Source organism: Erysipelothrix anatis, from assembly GCF_009828745.1.
In the GTDB taxonomy this organism is placed as follows: Bacteria; Bacillota_I; Bacilli_A; order Erysipelotrichales; family Erysipelotrichaceae; genus Erysipelothrix; species Erysipelothrix anatis.
In genome coordinates this window covers 229,432-246,277 of sequence record NZ_WTSX01000001.1, presented here as the reverse complement: position 1 = coordinate 246,277, position 16,846 = coordinate 229,432, and the positions used below count along the sequence as shown (strand labels likewise).

Genomic DNA, 16,846 nt, shown 5'->3' with positions numbered 1-16,846 from the left:
TATTTCAATGGGCTTTAAAGTATCGAAGTGGTACCGTATTCTAGGGGCATGGTATAATTGGACTATAGATTTAGGCGTAAGCCTTTATAAGGAGATCACCCTATGCATGATGAATTTTTAGCAACAATGGAAGATGTACATCAACGGGAGAAACTGGCGTCAATTCTGACATGGATTCAAACCCGTTATCCACAACTCGAAGCAGTTGTTAAATGGAACCAACCCATGTTTTTAGATCATGGAACATTTATCATCGCTTTTAGTGTGTCAAAACAACACATTGCTGTTGCACCAGAAGTCATAGCGATGAAGCAATTTGAACTCTCCATTAAAGAGGCAGGGTATAAGGCAACAAGCAATCTCTTCCGAATTAAATGGAATGATGCGATTGCATGGGATTTACTTGAAGAGATTATTACATTTAACATCGAAGATAAAGCAACCGTAACATCATTTTGGCGCTAGATTTTCTTAACAAAGCATTTACACAAAAATGATGTCACGAAAACAATAATTATCTATACTTTCAAGGTAGGGATGAACACTACACATTATTCTGGGATCATACCACACGAATCATTGTTTCTCTTCCTTGTTCTCAATTCTGCGTGTGGTTCGAAAAGATTGTTTAATAGCAATCTTTTTTTGTTTGCAAGGAAATCCATGATATTTTCTACGAATCTTACAAAATGTGAGTATTCAATGATAATGATAACTATTATCATTGACTTTGACTAACGAACGCGAGACAATGTTTGTAGCGGGGAAACCCAAGGAGGATAAAGTATGTCATTAATTGGAAAAACAATTGAACCATTCACAGCGAATGCATATCATAACGAAGAATTCATCAGTGTCAGTGATGAAAACTTTAAAGGGCAATGGAGCGTTGTATGCTTCTACCCAGCGGACTTCACATTTGTATGTCCAACGGAACTAGCAGACCTTCAAGATCAATATGAAACGCTTAAAAAATTGGGTGTTGAAGTGTACTCAGTATCTACTGATACACACTTTACACACAAAGCATGGCATGATCATTCAGAAGTAATCAGTACGATTGAATATATTATGATTGGTGATCCATCACATCGTATTTCTCGATTCTTTGATGTCCTTAATGAAGAAGAAGGAACAGCGCAACGTGGTACCTTTATTATCGATCCAGATGGTGTCGTTCAAGCAATGGAAATCAATGCCGATGGTATTGGCCGTGATGCAAGTACACTCATTGATAAAATTAAAGCCGCACAATATGTTCGCAAAAATCCTGGTGAAGTTTGCCCAGCAAAATGGAAAGAAGGAGAAGAAACGTTAACTCCAGGACTTGACCTTGTAGGGAAAATTTAATCATGCTTGATGCCACAATCGTTAAGCAACTTGAAAGTTATGTTGCCTTACTTGAAGGTGATGTTGTCTTAACCCTCAGTGTTGGTAGTGATGAAACGTCTCTCAAATTAAAATCATTTGTGGAAGAAGTTGCTGCATTATCACCACGAATTTCGGTAGTTTCTGATACTTTATCGCGAACCCCAAGTTTTGCGATTGGTGATACAGGTATTGTCTTTGCTGCAATTCCATTAGGTCATGAATTGTCATCGTTTGTCTTGGCATTAATTCAAGCTAGTGGACGTGCTCCCAAAGTTGATGCAAGTCTGATTCAAAGAATTCAAGGTATTACAGATTCATTACATTTTGAAACGTATGTTAGTTTATCGTGTCATATTTGCCCAGATGTTGTTCAAGCGCTCAATATTATGGCAGTACTCAATCCGAATATTAGTCATACAATGATTGACGGTGGTATCTTCAAATCAGAAATTGAAGCGCATAACATCATGGCTGTACCAACTGTCATGTTGAATGGTGAAGAATTCTCTGGTGGTCGTATTACTTTAGAAGAAATTGTGGACAAAGTAGGCGGAAAAGCTGCAATTACTGCAGATTTATCGAAGCCTTACGATATTCTTGTGATTGGTGGTGGTCCAGCCGGAAGTAGCTCTGCTATTTATGCAGCACGTAAAGGACTTCGTGTTGGAATGATTACGGACCGGATGGGTGGTCAAGTCTTAGAGACGCTCTCCATCGAAAACTTAATCAGTGTTCCACAAACTGAAGGACCCAAATTAGCAATGGCTTTAGAAGCTCACGTTAATGAGTATCCAATCGACATTATCAAATCCCGGACGGTTGCGTCCCTTCGTAAAGACGACCTTTCAGTCGCAACGTTAGAAGATGGTACCGAAATACGAAGTAAAATGGTTATCCTTGCGACAGGTGCGCGTTGGCGCAATGTAAATGTCCCAGGTGAACAAGCATTTAAAAATAAAGGGGTTGCTTATTGCCCACACTGTGATGGACCTCTTTTTGAGGGCAAACGTGTCGCCGTTATCGGAGGTGGAAATTCAGGAATTGAAGCAGCAATTGATTTGGCAGGAATTACCAAACATGTAACTGTTGTTGAATTTATGCCTGAATTGAAAGCTGATGAAGTGCTTCAAAAACGTCTTGCAACACTTGAAAATGTAACCGTTGTGACCAATGCTCAAACAATGTCGATTGAGGGTGCGGATAGTGTCAACGGCTTACGTTATAAAAATCGAGATACAGACGTGGAAAGTCATGTTGATCTTGAGGGCGTATTTGTCCAAATTGGGCTAGTACCGAATACAGAATGGTTGGGCGATTTTGTTGAAAAGACAAAACAAGGTGAAATTATTGTAGATAAACATGGTGCAACAAGTGTTCCTGGAATCTTTGCAGCTGGGGACTGTACCGATAGCTCTTACAAGCAAATCATCATCGCGATGGGGTCTGGTGCCACTGCTGCATTGGGGGCTTTTGATGCACTCATTCGCGAATAATTTATAGAGTTCGAAAAGGTGTACAATGTGTGCATCTTCTTTTATTATGTCTAAGTTGTATGTATTGATGTCTAAATGGACAAATATTCTTAAATGCTTGTGAAAATATGAGTTTTATGTGTAAATTATGCATTTATCATCACATTTGGTTTGAAAGACAACGTAACATGAATTAAAATGAAAGTATATGTATATCATGTAACTAGGGGGTAGGAACATGAAGAATTTGTTAAGTGCAAAAACATTACGTTATCTTAAGATTATCGACATCACACGCGAGACCGGTGTTGTGACCTTCGATATGATTCAAACTGTCAATAGTTCTAGTAAAAATACAGTGTATGCCGATTTGGAATTCATGCGTGAGCAATGGGGCGAGTTTCTAGACATTCGCATTAATAAAAATAATATTTTCATAACGAACAATGCAATGCAGGATTTTATTGAGGTGCGAAAGGAACTGTTCCGTAATGAAATCGGAATTCGTTTTTTGCTCAACATTTTTGAAAATCCAACGCATACAATTGTCGATCATGCCCTTGATTTGTCCTACAGTGAATCACATTTGCGAAAAATTGTGATTGAAATCAACAAGTTCATGAAACAGTTTAAAAGTGAAGTGGTTTATAATCAAAACAATGCCCTCGTCTACACGACAACGAGCGAAGGGCATCTTAACTATGCCATCGCAGAGATCATCAAATTTTCGGATTTAGAACCGACGCTTCCTGCAGTTGATCGAAAAGCTTTTGCGGAAGTCCTAAACTACGTTTCGACCTATAAAAATGTAGAGGCAGTACACATTGTTGATAATATTGAAATGATTATTCGCGTTGCGATGTATCGCATTCAAACACATCAAACAACCGAGGCTGCAATTATTGATCAATTCCGTAATACAGTTTTAGCCATTGATCATGAAACGTTCCACCGTGATTATGTTGCCTCAGTCCAACGTAACTTTGATGCCTTATTTGATCGTTCAAAAATTGATGCGGATTCGTACGAAACATTCCTCGAGACCCTCTATATTCTAGTTATTTGGGCACGTACTTTCCCTGTGAAAATCGATACGATCATGAGTCGACATGCAATTTTTTACAAAGAATTTAAACGTCAAAATTCCTACTATGCTAATTATGTTGAATTAGGAACCCAATCGTTAGGAGAAGATTTAGGTATCGATTTGCTACCATTTGTGGATGACATGGTTTTCCACATCTACAACAACATTCCTCATCTGCGCAACTACAAGCGTTTGGACATTGCGATTTACAGTGATTTGGGTTCGCACCATACCCAAGCGATTATTGCATTCTTGACAAAGTATTTTAACACACAACACTTCTTTGAATTTGACCCACACAAAGACTTTGACCTCGTATTGTCGACGACAAGTCGTATTTTCGAAGGTACACCTGTAATCAAGAAGTTGTATCCTATCTCAGATTTACCGAATGATCGTGATATCCAAAATATATTCCGGCTAATTCAATACACGCAAAAAGTTTAAGGTATAATAGGACTAACACCGTTTAAAGGAGATCGCATGAAAAACTTAGTACTCACGTCATCATTTATAGATTTTGCCCCAGAATTAGAAAAACTGGGAATTAAGAGTGGAGACAGGCCCTTACGTGTTGCCTTTATTCCAACGGCCTCGTATGTGGAGACCGTAGACTTCTACGTCGATGACGCAAGACAATGGTTTGAGTCGCATAATATGACACTCACGAATCTTGAAATAGGTGCCTTACAGGAAGCTGAGATTACGTCCATCATTGAGGCAAGTGATATCATTTATGTATCAGGAGGAAATACATTTTACTTACTTCAGGAATTACGTAAGAAAAATATCGATAAGGCGATTGAAAATCATGTTGCACGTGGGAAATGGTACATTGGTGAGTCGGCAGGATCAATTGTATGTACACCGAACATTGGCTACATAACGCTCATGGATAATGAAGCTGCGGCAACAACGCTAACGAGTCATCGCGGCTTAAACTTGGTTGATATTCATATCGTTCCGCATCAAGGGAATGAATATTTTGATGCCGAAGTCGATGAGATTATTGAAACATACAGTGACACTTATAATTTATGTGTTATTGATGACCAACAAGCAGTTGTGGTGATTAATGATGAATTGAATATTATTACGGCCGGTGTTCCAAAGTGAAGGTAATCATTGGCGCTGGAACAACCGATTATCCTGGATGGATTGCAACGAATCACGAAGACTTAGATGTGCTATCATCGGACAGTATGCACGCTTATTTTTCAAATGAAAAGGCTCAAGCATTTCTGGCTGAGCATGTTTGGGAACATTTTACCGAAGCAGAAGGGATTTGTGCTGCAAGGCTTTGCTATGAGTATTTACAACCAGGTGGGTACATTCGCGTAGCAGTACCAGACGGGAATTTGCAAGATGCATCGTTTCTAAAACTCGTTGGGGTCGGCGGTCCGGGTCCCCAAGATCATCCGGCATATACCCATAAAATTCTATATACTTATAAGCAACTTATCGCTGTTTTTGAACGCGCAGGATTTAGTGTCAATCTCTTAGAATATTGTGATGAAAATGGTGATTTTCACTTTAGTTATTGGAACCCTGACGATGGAATGATTGGGCGTTCTTTGCGCTTTGATAGTCGCAACAGTCATGAAAAAATAGGGATGGCGTCTATTATTATAGATGCATATAAGCCGCTAATAATAAAGGCTCGCTAAATAGCGATCTTTTTTTACGGAAAAAATGACTGATGTGTGTATGCTATAATTATTAAAAAGGTGATACTATGTACAAATTCTTCAGTAAACATACAGGATGGCGCACACTATTGGATTGGTGTGTGCTACTCGGATCTGCTCTGGCTATTTTTAGCCTTTTTCCCAATCTAGATTTATCAACCGCATGGTTTGTGCCAATCTATGTTAATCTTTTTGTGATCGTCATGTTTGCGTATGTAGACAGGATCCACGAACCGCCAGAAAATCGCATGGATAGCATCCAATGGCTCAACAATATTCGATGGATAAATGGCATTGCCTTCGTGCTACATATGACTATTGGATTCTACAAGCGGTATACGAATGAGCGTGTTGTTGAACCGTTATGGATGCAAGCTCAGTCAAGTATTGTTGCGACAATAGCAATCTACGTCTGTATGATTGTGGTTCCTTCAGTGCTTATTTATTTTTTAAAACAACATCGTTAGACGCTTGAGTCTCTAACTAAACCGGAAATATCTACACAGCGAGTCCATAAATTTTGGTATGATAATATTTCTTTCCAGTATCTCGTTAGAAATTTTGAAGATTTATATCCAGAACATCGTACGCGATACCAAGCGTTTTAATTTGTACATTTTTATGCAAACCTTTGCTTGTGATTGCTTGACTTAATGCTTCAAATAAATTACGATATTCCTAACAGAAAATCCTTTAAGTAATGTCCAGAGAGGCATTCAAGGAAAGACTTTAAGAAACATCACACGATGAGTCTCTTTCCTTGCACGAAAGAGGCTCTTTTTTGTAAAGATGGAGGCTTAAGATGATGCATCGCTTAGAGACAGTTGATATCAATCTAAAAAATCAAATGCGAATAAAGAAGACATTTTTATTCCACAATAGAGAATATATCAGGTGATTTCACTTTAATTGGATCCAGAGAGACCAAAAGCGAGAACACTTCTTTAAGTCATCTTGCTTGGTCATACGATCAAGCTTTTTTTATGGAGGGACGAATGGGACATTTTGTCAATGTGGAAGATTTATCTTCCAACCAAGTTATGCATTTAATTGATCGCGCTATCGCCTACAAAAAAGGTGAAGTGAAACATGTCACCGGTCATGTTGTGAACATGTTCTATGAAAACAGTACTCGAACTAAACATAGTTTTGAGATGGCACAGTACCGCTTAGGTATGCACATCATTAACTTCGAAGTTCAAACGAGTTCAGTACAAAAGGGCGAATCCTTATACGATTCGTTGTTGACGATGAAAGCATTAGGTGTTGATACAGCGGTTATTCGTCACTTTGATGATAACTACTATGAACCCCTTATGAACCTTGGCATAAATATTGTGAATGCCGGATCTGGTTGTGGATCACACCCATCACAATCGCTTTTAGATATGATGACGATTTACGAAGAATTTGGGAACTTTGAAACGCTAACTGTAGCGATTATTGGTGATTTAGTGCACTCACGGGTTGCTCATTCAAACATGCAACTCTTAAAAGCGTTGGGAGCGCGTGTATTGCTGGTAGGTCCTAAATGGTATTTCAACGAGCGCATGTTGCAATGGGGCGAATATGTAGATATTGAGACTGCGATTGAAATTTCAGATGTTGTGATGATGCTTCGCGTACAACTCGAACGTCATGATGATGTGATGCTCATGTCGGCAGAAGGGTATCATGAAAGTTATGGTTTAAGTCTTGAACGACAAAAACGAATGAAACCACATGCAATTATTATGCATCCAGCACCTGTAAATCGAAATGTAGAAATCGCAGATGCATTGGTTGAATGTTCGCAATCACGAATTGTGCGACAGATGGAAAATGGTGTTTATATGCGCATGGCAATCTTAGAATCAGTGATGGAGGGGTAAATGAGACACATATTAAAAAATGCATGGATAATCACAAAAGGTAATGAGGGCGAACGCCGCGATATTGCGATTGAAAATGGCAAAATTCACGAAATAGGTACTGATTTACACGGGGATGTAGAAACAGATTTAAACGGTCAACTTGTCATGCCGGGTTTAGTTGATGTCCATGTACACCTTCGAGAACCGGGATTTACACATAAGGAAACGATTAAAAGTGGAAGCATGGCTGCGGCATCAGGTGGTTTTACAAGTATTTGTGCAATGCCAAATACAAATCCAGTTCCCGATACTGTTGAAGTGATGAATCAAGTCTGTGAGATTATTGCGCGCGATGCTGTTGTTAATGTGTATCCCTATGCACCCATAACAACTGGATTAAAGAGCGAAACGCTCATTGATTTTGGAGCAATCAATGCTATTGCTTATACCAATGATGGTATTGGGGTTCAAACTGCAGATACGATGTACCAGGCAATGAAAGTTGCATCAGAACAAGATGCGCTCATTGTTGCACATACTGAAGATGAATCCGTGCTTCATGGCGGCGTTATGCATGAAGGAGTCCGAAACAAAGCATTGAAACTACCGGGTATGAGTAGTTTGAGTGAATCAACGCAAATTGCGCGTGACGTGGTGATTGCGAAACATACGGGTGCACGATATCATGTCTGTCATGTTTCGGACACCTTAAGTTTAGAGGCAATTGCGTTTGGGAAACGAATGGGTGCACATGTCACTGCGGAAGTTACTCCACATCACTTAATTCTTAACGAAATGCACATCACAGAAGATAATGCGAATTACAAAATGAACCCTCCATTACGATCTGAGAGAGATCAAATAAATCTCTTAGAAGCACTTCATAATGGAACCCTTGATATGATTGCGACAGACCATGCACCGCATGCATCCGATGAAAAAGCGGGAGGGTTTAGAAACGCACCGTTTGGCATTATTGGAAGTGAATTTGCATTCCCTCTTATGGTCACACATTTTGTAAAGACGGGGAAAGCGACTTACGAAGATTTAAAAAACTGGATGAGCATTCGACCTCAAGAAATCTTTAGGTTACCAGGATGTCAGTTAAGAGTCGGTGATGTTGCTGATCTTGCAGTCTTTAATATAAACGATACGGTAACACTGGGACCTGAACACATTCAATCGAAGTCGCAGAATACGCCATTTCTTGGAGCACGTGTGACCGGAATGTGTACACAAACCTATGTTGGAGGAGAACGCGTATGGAACGCATAATTATACTTGATGATAATACAGAATTTATCGGATTTGGCTTTGGTTCACGCGGAGATGTATCCGGAACGTTCATGATTGACCAAAATGCGTATTCGTATAACGCATCAATGCTAGAAAACGACATAACTATCTTTACGTATCCTGAAATTGGAATTCAAGGAGTTAATGAATCAAAGCTCCAAAAAGGCATAAGTCCATACCGCGCAATTATTGTTTCTGAGTTAAGTGCCGATAGTGCACACTACGAGGCAACAACTTCATTAGAATCATATTGTGATAGGTATCAAGTTATTGGTGTTCGAGGCGTGGATACCCGCGCATTGGTTCGACATATTGAAAAACACAAGAATAAATCATTACGTATTGTTATGAAAGAGGGCCAGGAATGAAACGAATCTTAGTTATAGGATCAGGACCCATTGTAATTGGGCAAGCAGCAGAATTTGACTATGCAGGAACACAAGCGTGTTTAGCTTTAAAAGAACTGGGATATGAAGTTGTTTTGGTTAATTCAAATCCTGCTACAATCATGACGGATGCAGATGTTGCGGACAAAGTGTATATTGAACCACTGACTGTGGAATTTCTAACGCGGATATTAGAACATGAAGCAATTGATGCAATACTTCCAAATTTAGGAGGGCAAACTGGCTTGAATTTAGCGGTATCCTTATATAAAGCAGGAACCCTAGAACAATTCGGTATAACACTTTTAGGAACAAAGGTCGAGGCGATTGAACAAGCTGAAGATCGTGACCTATTCAAACAGTTGATGCTAGAACTTGACGAACCGATTGCGCCCAGTGAGATTGTCCACAAAGTGGACGAAGCAATACAAGCTGCACAACGTATCGGTTATCCAATTATTGTTAGACCAGCCTTTACAATGGGCGGTAGTGGTGGTGGACGGTGTGAGGATGAAGCAGCATTAGTAGATGTTGTGACCCAAGGTCTCTTGCTCTCACCTGTAAATCAATGTTTGATTGAACAAGATATTTCGGGATTCAAAGAGATTGAATATGAAGTGCTTCGAGATAAAGATGATAACTGTATGGTGATTTGCACCATGGAAAATTTTGACCCTGTGGGAATTCATACTGGAGATTCAATTGTCTTTGCCCCTGCCCAAACATTGTCCGGTGACGAACTTGATATGCTTCGCAACTCAGCATTTTCAATCCTTAAAGCCTTGAAAATAGAAGGCGGCTGCAATGTACAATTTGCTTTAGATCCATTCTCCAAACAATACTATGTGATTGAAGTGAATCCACGTGTGTCACGATCTTCTGCACTTGCAAGCAAAGCAACAGGTTATCCAATTGCGAAAATGACTGCGAAGATAGCAGTAGGACTGACACTACCTGAAATTGAACATCCCATTCTCGAAAACACGACGGCATTCCACGAACCGATCGTTGACTATGTCGTCGCAAAAGTACCACGTTGGCCATTTGATAAGTTCCTAAGTGGAAACCGTAAACTGGGAACCCAAATGAAAGCAACGGGTGAAGTTATGGCTCTAGGACGTAATCTTGAAAGTGCCCTACTGAAAGCAATCCGCTCACTCGAACTTGGCATTCACCATATTAAACTCGACAAGCTTGAAGATGTAGATACAAAATCACTTTATGATGGTCTATCCGCTCAAACGGATGAGCGCATTTTCTATATTGCAGAGTTACTACGACGAGCAATCAGCATTGAGACAATTTACGAAATGACACGCATTGATCGCTTCTTTCTGAATAAAGTGGCACATATTGTTGCACTTGAAGCAAGCGAAGATACCCTTCAACAAAAACGTTATGGTTTTAGCGATACAGTCGTCAAAGATCATGCTCATAAACCTGTCTTTAAAGCGATTGATAGTAATGGTGGGAAATCAGAAACAACTGCACCATACTTCTATAGCACGTATGAACATCAAAACGATAGCGTGGTGAGTTCAAGGCCATCCATCGTCGTCTTAGGATCTGGACCAATTCGAATTGGTCAAGGGGTAGAGTTTGACTATGCAACTGTTCATTGTGTCAAAGCCATCCAAGCAAATGGTTACGAGGCGATTGTCATCAATAATAATCCTGAAACGGTATCCACCGATTTTGAGTTAGCAGACAAGCTTTATTTCGAACCACTGACATTTGAGGATGTAATGGCTGTCATCGAGTTTGAAAAACCTGAGGGAGTCATTGTCCAATTTGGTGGACAAACAGCAGTCAATCTCGCCGGTCAACTTGAGCGTGCTGGCGTCAGAATTCTAGGAACACCAGTCCGAGCAATTGATGCAGCCGAAGATCGCCACCAATTTGAACAATTACTCAAAAAACTAAACATTGCCCAACCGCTTGGATCCAGTGCTCAGACTAAAGAACGACTCATCGCAATTGCCCAAGAAATCGGCTACCCAGTGTTGGTCAGACCAAGTTTTGTGCTTGGGGGTCAATCAATGAAAGTTGTTCATACAGAAACTGCGCTTATAGAACATATCGATACTCTAAGCTTTAAATCACCCATTCTTATTGATCGATACATCTATGGTACTGAAATTGAAGTTGATGCCATTTCAGATGGAACTCATGTCATAATTCCCGGCATGATGGAGCACATTGAGAAATCGGGCGTTCACTCAGGGGATTCAATGGCAGTATACCCACCACAATCACTCAGTCAAAAACTTAAAGAAAATATTATTGATATTACAACACGACTCGCATTAGGACTTGAGACGATTGGGTTGATAAATATTCAGTTTATTGTTCAAGATGAAACAGTCTATGTCATTGAAGCAAATCCACGTGCATCTCGAACCGTGCCGTTCTTAAGTAAAGTCACTGGTATTCCAATGACGCGACTTGCTAGTGAAGCAATGCTTGGGAAAATGCTTCCAGAACCCTATGGATATCAAAAAGAAGTTGCGGGTGTTCATGTTAAAGCACCGGTATTCTCGTTTGCGAAACTACGGAGTGTGGATACTGTTTTAAGTCCTGAGATGAAATCAACTGGGGAAGTAATGGGATCGGATTTCGAACTATCACAAGCCCTCTATAAAGCTTTTGTTGCAAGTGGACACACAATTCCATTACGTGGAACGGTCTTAATAACTGTTGCTGATGCAGATAAGCAAGAGGCACTATCACAAGCACGTTTTCTCCAACAACGTGGTTACAAAATCATTGCAACAGAAAGTACAGCGAAGTACTTCAATGAGAACAAAGTCTGTGCAAAAAGCATTGCTAAAATATCCGAGACCTCTGATAAGGGAATCCTTGCAGCAATTCGCAATAAAGAAATTCAAATGGTTATTAATACCGTAAGCGGAGAGTCACAAACAATCACCGACGGTTTCCTTATCCGTCGTGTTGCAACGGAGCAAGGAATTCCACTTTTCACATCATTGGATACATCTCAGGCAATGCTACAAGTCATTGCTTCAAAGATAGTAACGCCTTGGGAATTAGGAGAACGAAGATGGCAATAATCAAAGATATTAGAATTGTTCAAAATCAAGAAATTGCACATAACATTTATGAAATGATTCTTGAGAGCAAGGAACTTGCAGAAACATCAAAAGCAGGGCAATTTCTTCATTTAAAGCTGCATGACCAAGCTAAAACCTTGAGACGCCCAATTAGCATTGCATCAATCGATAAGGAACATCATCGAATCGTGATTCTGTATCGCGTTGTTGGGCAAGGCACATTGGAAATGTCGACGTATACGCATGGAGACTCGATTAATGTAATGGGCCCTTTAGGAAACGGCTTCGATACTTCATCCATTAAAAAAGACTCAAAAGTTTTAATTATAGGTGGCGGTATTGGGGTTGCTCCTTTATATGAATTGGCAAAACAAGTAAGTACGATGACAAACAATGTAACGATGTGCTTTGGATTTACTACACACAGTGATATCTATTATGAAGATGTATTTAAGCAATTTGGTCACGTCATATACACAACTAATGATGGCACTTATGGCCAACAGGGATATGCACTTGATGCTCTGAATAATAAGGAGTCGTTTGATATGATTTACGCATGTGGTCCACATGCGATGAACGTAGCAATTCAAAATCGATTTAAACATCACCAAAATCTATTCTTGTCTTTAGAAGAAAGAATGGCGTGCGGCATGGGGGCGTGCTACGGATGCGAGACCAAAGATAAAAAGCATCGTGTCTGTAAAGATGGACCAGTATTTAATGCGAAGGAGATCCAGTTATGAACCGATTAGAAGTACAATTACCAGGGATAACGTTAAAAAACCCAATCATGCCAGCAAGTGGTACGTTTGGTTTCGGTGAGGAGTTCGCTGATTATTATGATTTGAGCGTATTAGGGGCAATCATGACAAAAGCAGCAACGTTAGAAGAACGTGTGGGAAATGATTTGCCACGCGTTTGTGAAACAACCAGTGGCATGATGAATGCGATTGGTTTAAAAAATCCAGGTTTGGATATTATTATGAAGGAGAAATACCCATTTCTTGAAGAATTTGACGTTCCGCTCATTGCGAATGTTGCGGGATCGACAGAAGAAGAATATGTTGAGGTTTGTCGCCGTGTTGGTAATGCACCAAATGTGAAGGCCATTGAATTAAACATTTCATGCCCAAATGTTAAAGAAGGTGGTGTAGCCTTTGGAACGGATCCAGATACTGCGGCGCGATTAACGCGTAAAGTCAAAGAAGTGGCAACGGTTCCTGTCTATGTTAAACTCTCTCCTAATGTTACTGATATTGTAGCGATTGCGAAAGCAGTCGAAGCAGCAGGAGCAGATGCAATCTCAATGATTAATACATTTACCGCAATGAAAATCGATATTAAAACGCGAAAACCCGTGCTTGCGAATGGAACCGGAGGCCTATCAGGGGCTGCAATCAAACCAATCGCAATCCGAATGATCCATCAAGTTTCACAAGCGGTATCTATTCCAATTATAGGAATGGGTGGCGTTGAAACGGTTGACGATGTGCTAGAAATGATAATGGCAGGTGCGAGTGCGGTGGCCGTTGGAACCGCGAATCTTCATAACCCGATGATTTGTCCGGAATTAATCGAAGCCCTCCCAGATCGAATGGCAACATTGAAAATTGAATCCATAGAACGTTTGATTGAAGAAGTTCGCGCTGCTAAAATCAAATAGAGGACCCGAAAGGGTCTTTTTTTTCGCAAAATTGATTATTTAAAAACAATTGTTGAAAAGTATAAAATGCTTAAATAGAGCGGTTTTGAAACGATGATAACGCTATCAACAAAGGTGCGATAATATATTTTGTTAGGTATACCTAATTTTATATTGAATTGCGCTTAACAAAGTGGTATTGTATAACTACAAAGGAGAGAGATTATGATAAAAATTAAAGATTTGAATGTTGATTATTTCGGAAACCCCGCACTCTCCAATGTTTCAGTAGAGATACCATTTGGATATTCTGTAGGAATTATTGGACCAAACGGTGCCGGTAAATCAACATTTATCAAAGCACTTCTAAATATCGTGAAAGCAAGTTCTGGAGAGGTTACGGTTGATGGAGAACCAATCAAAAACAAACAATCCAAAATTGCATACGTTCCACAAAAAAGTGATGTGGACCTTAGTTTCCCAATTACTGTCGAAGATACGGTCTTAACGGGAACATACCCAAATATTAAACTATTCAGACGCCCTGGTAAGAAAGAACGAGAAATCGTAAAGACAGCCATGGAAATGGTCGATATAACCAATTTAGCAAAACGTCAAATTAGTAATTTGTCCGGAGGACAATTACAACGTGTGTTCATTGCACGAGCACTCGCGCAACAAGCAGATGTATTCTTCCTTGATGAACCTTTCGTCGGAATTGACTTAGTCAGTGAAACGATTATTGTGGATCTTCTCAAAGAACTTCGGGCAGAAGGAAAAACAGTGGTTGTTGTTCACCATGATTTGCACGAAGTCGAAGCATATTTTGACAAACTGATGATTCTCAATAAAGAACTCGTAGCATTTGGTGATGTCAAAGATGTCTTTAATACAGAAAATATTCAGAAAGCATACGGCTCATCACTGGGACGTATCGAAATAAAAGGTTTAGGTGATACATTATGATTGAATATCTATCGCAATTAACCAATATTCCAATCTATATCTTAAATGCTGGACTTTCAGCGATTATTTTAGGTGTTGTATCCGGAATAATTGGTAGTTTTATTGTTTTACGAAAAATGGCATTAATGGGAGATGCCCTTTCCCATGCAGTTTTACCCGGTGTTGCCATCTCATACATGCTTGGTATCAACATGCTCGTTGGAGCATCCATATTTGGATTAATTGCAGCAATCTTAATCCAATTTATCTCGGCACGAAGTACATTAAAAAGTGATACATCGATTGGGATAATCTTAAGTACATTCTTTGCACTAGGAATCATCTTGATTACACGTGCACAAAGTGGTATTGACTTGAACCATGTTCTCTTTGGGAACATTCTTGCAGTACCTAGTTCAGAACTGATGCAATCTTTTTGGGTCATGGTCGGCGTCATTGTGATTGTGGTCATGTTCTATAAAGAATTGTTGATTAGCTCATTTGATCCAATTGTTTCAAAAGCATATGGATTAAATACAACATTCTACCACTACCTATTAATGTTCCTATTATCAATCGTAACAGTGTCCTCCCTATCACAAGTTGGTGTAGTACTTGTTATTGCGATGTTGGTTATTCCAGCAGCAACAGCATACTTGTGGACAAATAAACTGTCGCATATGATTGTTTCAGCATCAGTTATTGGAGCAATTATCGGAATTGTTGGAACATACATTAGTTTCAACTATAACCTTCCTACATCAGCAACAATCGTCCTTGTGGGAGCGACTTTGTTTGCCCTAGCGTTTTTAACATCCCCTAAAAATAACTTCATAAAGAGAGGCGTAAAAGCATGAAAAAAATATTAGTGAGTTTAGTTCTAGCACTGGTGGTGCTAACTGGATGCCAACAAGCATCTGGCATTGAAAAAAGTGATAAATTACAAGTTGTAGCAACATATTCAATTATCGCAGATATGGTAGAGAATATCGCTGGTGATAAGGCAGATGTCTACAGTATGGTACCAATCGGAACAGATCCGCATATGTACGATCCCCTTCCAAAAGATACAGATAAAGTATCTAAAGCAGACTTAGTGTTCTATAATGGTTTAAATCTTGAAACTGGAAAAGGTTGGTTTAATGACCTATTAAAAGTTACAAACAAAGAAGATAAAGCCTTTGCAGTGACTCGTGATGTACAACCAATGTACCTTTCAGAAAAAGGAAAAGAAACTGAAGAAGATCCTCATGCATGGTTTGATGTCCAAAACGCGATTAAATACACAAACGTGATTGCAGAGCAACTCATTAATGCTGATCCAGCAAATAAAGAGACATATGAAGTTAATCATGCAGCTTATGTAAAGGAACTAGAGGCATTGGATACGTATGCAAAAGATCAAATTGCTACATTACCTGTAGATAATCGCACATTGGTAACCAGTGAAGGTGCGTTCAAGTACTTCTCAAAAGCATATGACTTACACGCTGCATATATTTGGGAAATAAATACTGATAATCAAGGAACACCTGAACAATTATCACGTATTATCCAAATTATTAACGATGAAAAAGTACCGGCACTATTTGTTGAAACAAGTGTAAGCCCAAAAACAATGGAAACGGTATCGCGTGAAACAGGTGTAGAAATTTATTCAAATGTCTTTACCGATTCACTTGCAAAAAAAGGTGAACAGGGAGACAACTACATTGACATGATTAAATGGAATGTGGATCATGTTGTTGAAGGACTCAGTCAATAATTATGAAAAGGTGTTGATCTAATCAACACCTTTTTTTTAGTTACATCCTTGCAACGTGATATTACAGATGATTTAAGCTAATTTATTCAAGTATACCCTCAAAAAGCAAATATTCTACCACATTTATATAAATAAACTTAACTATTTGCATAATAACATAGATATATATTAAGTATAGTCATATAATGTTCATTGGAATATCACAATTTCATACAATATATAAAATTTAAACACATTATAAACGTATTTTAACTTTGAGGGAAGATG

General features: G+C 39.2%; 16 protein-coding genes. All 16 read left to right on the top strand.

Annotated elements, in window-relative coordinates; all coding sequences use genetic code 11:
• Window positions 1-102: 102 nt before the first annotated feature.
• The 16 genes from GVV19_RS01040 to GVV19_RS00965 all read left to right on the top strand — a co-directional run bounded on the left by GVV19_RS01040 (window position 103) and on the right by GVV19_RS00965 (window position 16,579).
• Window positions 103-465, top strand: a complete 363-nt coding sequence (locus GVV19_RS01040) for an iron chaperone (RefSeq protein WP_159639344.1) — start codon at window positions 103-105, stop codon at window positions 463-465.
• 321 nt (window positions 466-786) lie between these two features.
• A complete protein-coding gene (gene ahpC, locus GVV19_RS01035; RefSeq protein WP_159639343.1) occupies window positions 787-1,350 on the top strand; it encodes an alkyl hydroperoxide reductase subunit C in 564 nt (187 codons plus the stop codon).
• A 2-nt stretch (window positions 1,351-1,352) separates the two neighbouring features.
• Window positions 1,353-2,864: an alkyl hydroperoxide reductase subunit F gene (ahpF, locus tag GVV19_RS01030; RefSeq protein ID WP_201288173.1), complete on the top strand. Its 1,512-nt coding sequence runs from the start codon at window positions 1,353-1,355 to the stop codon at window positions 2,862-2,864.
• A 217-nt stretch (window positions 2,865-3,081) separates the two neighbouring features.
• Entirely contained in the window at window positions 3,082-4,377 is a 1,296-nt protein-coding gene (locus GVV19_RS01025; RefSeq protein ID WP_159644890.1) for a hypothetical protein, read from the top strand.
• Window positions 4,378-4,413: 36 nt separating this feature from the next.
• Window positions 4,414-5,046 carry a Type 1 glutamine amidotransferase-like domain-containing protein gene (locus tag GVV19_RS01020; protein WP_159639341.1) on the top strand — a complete coding sequence of 211 codons (633 nt, stop codon included), beginning with the start codon at window positions 4,414-4,416 and terminating at the stop codon, window positions 5,044-5,046.
• Window positions 5,043-5,597 (top strand): class I SAM-dependent methyltransferase, encoded by a 555-nt coding sequence (locus tag GVV19_RS01015; RefSeq protein ID WP_159644888.1) that lies wholly within the window; start codon window positions 5,043-5,045, stop codon window positions 5,595-5,597. Before GVV19_RS01020 ends, GVV19_RS01015 begins: the two co-directional genes overlap by 4 nt.
• A gap of 68 nt (window positions 5,598-5,665) precedes the next feature.
• Window positions 5,666-6,085: a hypothetical protein gene (locus tag GVV19_RS01010; RefSeq protein WP_159644886.1), complete on the top strand. Its 420-nt coding sequence runs from the start codon at window positions 5,666-5,668 to the stop codon at window positions 6,083-6,085.
• A 528-nt stretch (window positions 6,086-6,613) separates the two neighbouring features.
• Complete coding sequence (locus tag GVV19_RS01005) at window positions 6,614-7,489, top strand: aspartate carbamoyltransferase catalytic subunit (protein ID WP_159639331.1); 876 nt, start codon at window positions 6,614-6,616, stop codon at window positions 7,487-7,489.
• On the top strand, window positions 7,490-8,746 hold the full coding sequence (locus GVV19_RS01000) for a dihydroorotase (protein ID WP_159644884.1): 1,257 nt from the start codon (window positions 7,490-7,492) through the stop codon (window positions 8,744-8,746).
• Complete coding sequence (locus GVV19_RS00995) at window positions 8,734-9,135, top strand: carbamoyl-phosphate synthase domain-containing protein (RefSeq protein ID WP_159639329.1); 402 nt, start codon at window positions 8,734-8,736, stop codon at window positions 9,133-9,135. The genes GVV19_RS01000 and GVV19_RS00995 overlap by 13 nt, the downstream gene beginning before the upstream one ends.
• Window positions 9,132-12,224, top strand: coding sequence for a carbamoyl-phosphate synthase large subunit (gene carB, locus GVV19_RS00990; protein ID WP_159644882.1), 3,093 nt, complete (start codon window positions 9,132-9,134; stop codon window positions 12,222-12,224). The genes GVV19_RS00995 and carB overlap by 4 nt, the downstream gene beginning before the upstream one ends.
• The gene (locus tag GVV19_RS00985; protein ID WP_159644880.1) at window positions 12,215-12,970 is read left to right on the top strand and encodes a dihydroorotate dehydrogenase electron transfer subunit; all 756 of its coding nucleotides are present in this window, start codon (window positions 12,215-12,217) and stop codon (window positions 12,968-12,970) included. Before carB ends, GVV19_RS00985 begins: the two co-directional genes overlap by 10 nt.
• Window positions 12,967-13,890 carry a dihydroorotate dehydrogenase gene (locus GVV19_RS00980; protein WP_159644878.1) on the top strand — a complete coding sequence of 308 codons (924 nt, stop codon included), beginning with the start codon at window positions 12,967-12,969 and terminating at the stop codon, window positions 13,888-13,890. Before GVV19_RS00985 ends, GVV19_RS00980 begins: the two co-directional genes overlap by 4 nt.
• Window positions 13,891-14,094: 204 nt before the next feature.
• Window positions 14,095-14,835 carry a metal ABC transporter ATP-binding protein gene (locus GVV19_RS00975; RefSeq protein ID WP_159634028.1) on the top strand — a complete coding sequence of 247 codons (741 nt, stop codon included), beginning with the start codon at window positions 14,095-14,097 and terminating at the stop codon, window positions 14,833-14,835.
• Window positions 14,832-15,671 (top strand): metal ABC transporter permease, encoded by an 840-nt coding sequence (locus tag GVV19_RS00970; protein WP_159644876.1) that lies wholly within the window; start codon window positions 14,832-14,834, stop codon window positions 15,669-15,671. Before GVV19_RS00975 ends, GVV19_RS00970 begins: the two co-directional genes overlap by 4 nt.
• Complete coding sequence (locus GVV19_RS00965) at window positions 15,668-16,579, top strand: metal ABC transporter substrate-binding protein (protein ID WP_159644874.1); 912 nt, start codon at window positions 15,668-15,670, stop codon at window positions 16,577-16,579. The genes GVV19_RS00970 and GVV19_RS00965 overlap by 4 nt, the downstream gene beginning before the upstream one ends.
• Window positions 16,580-16,846: the final 267 nt, after the last annotated feature.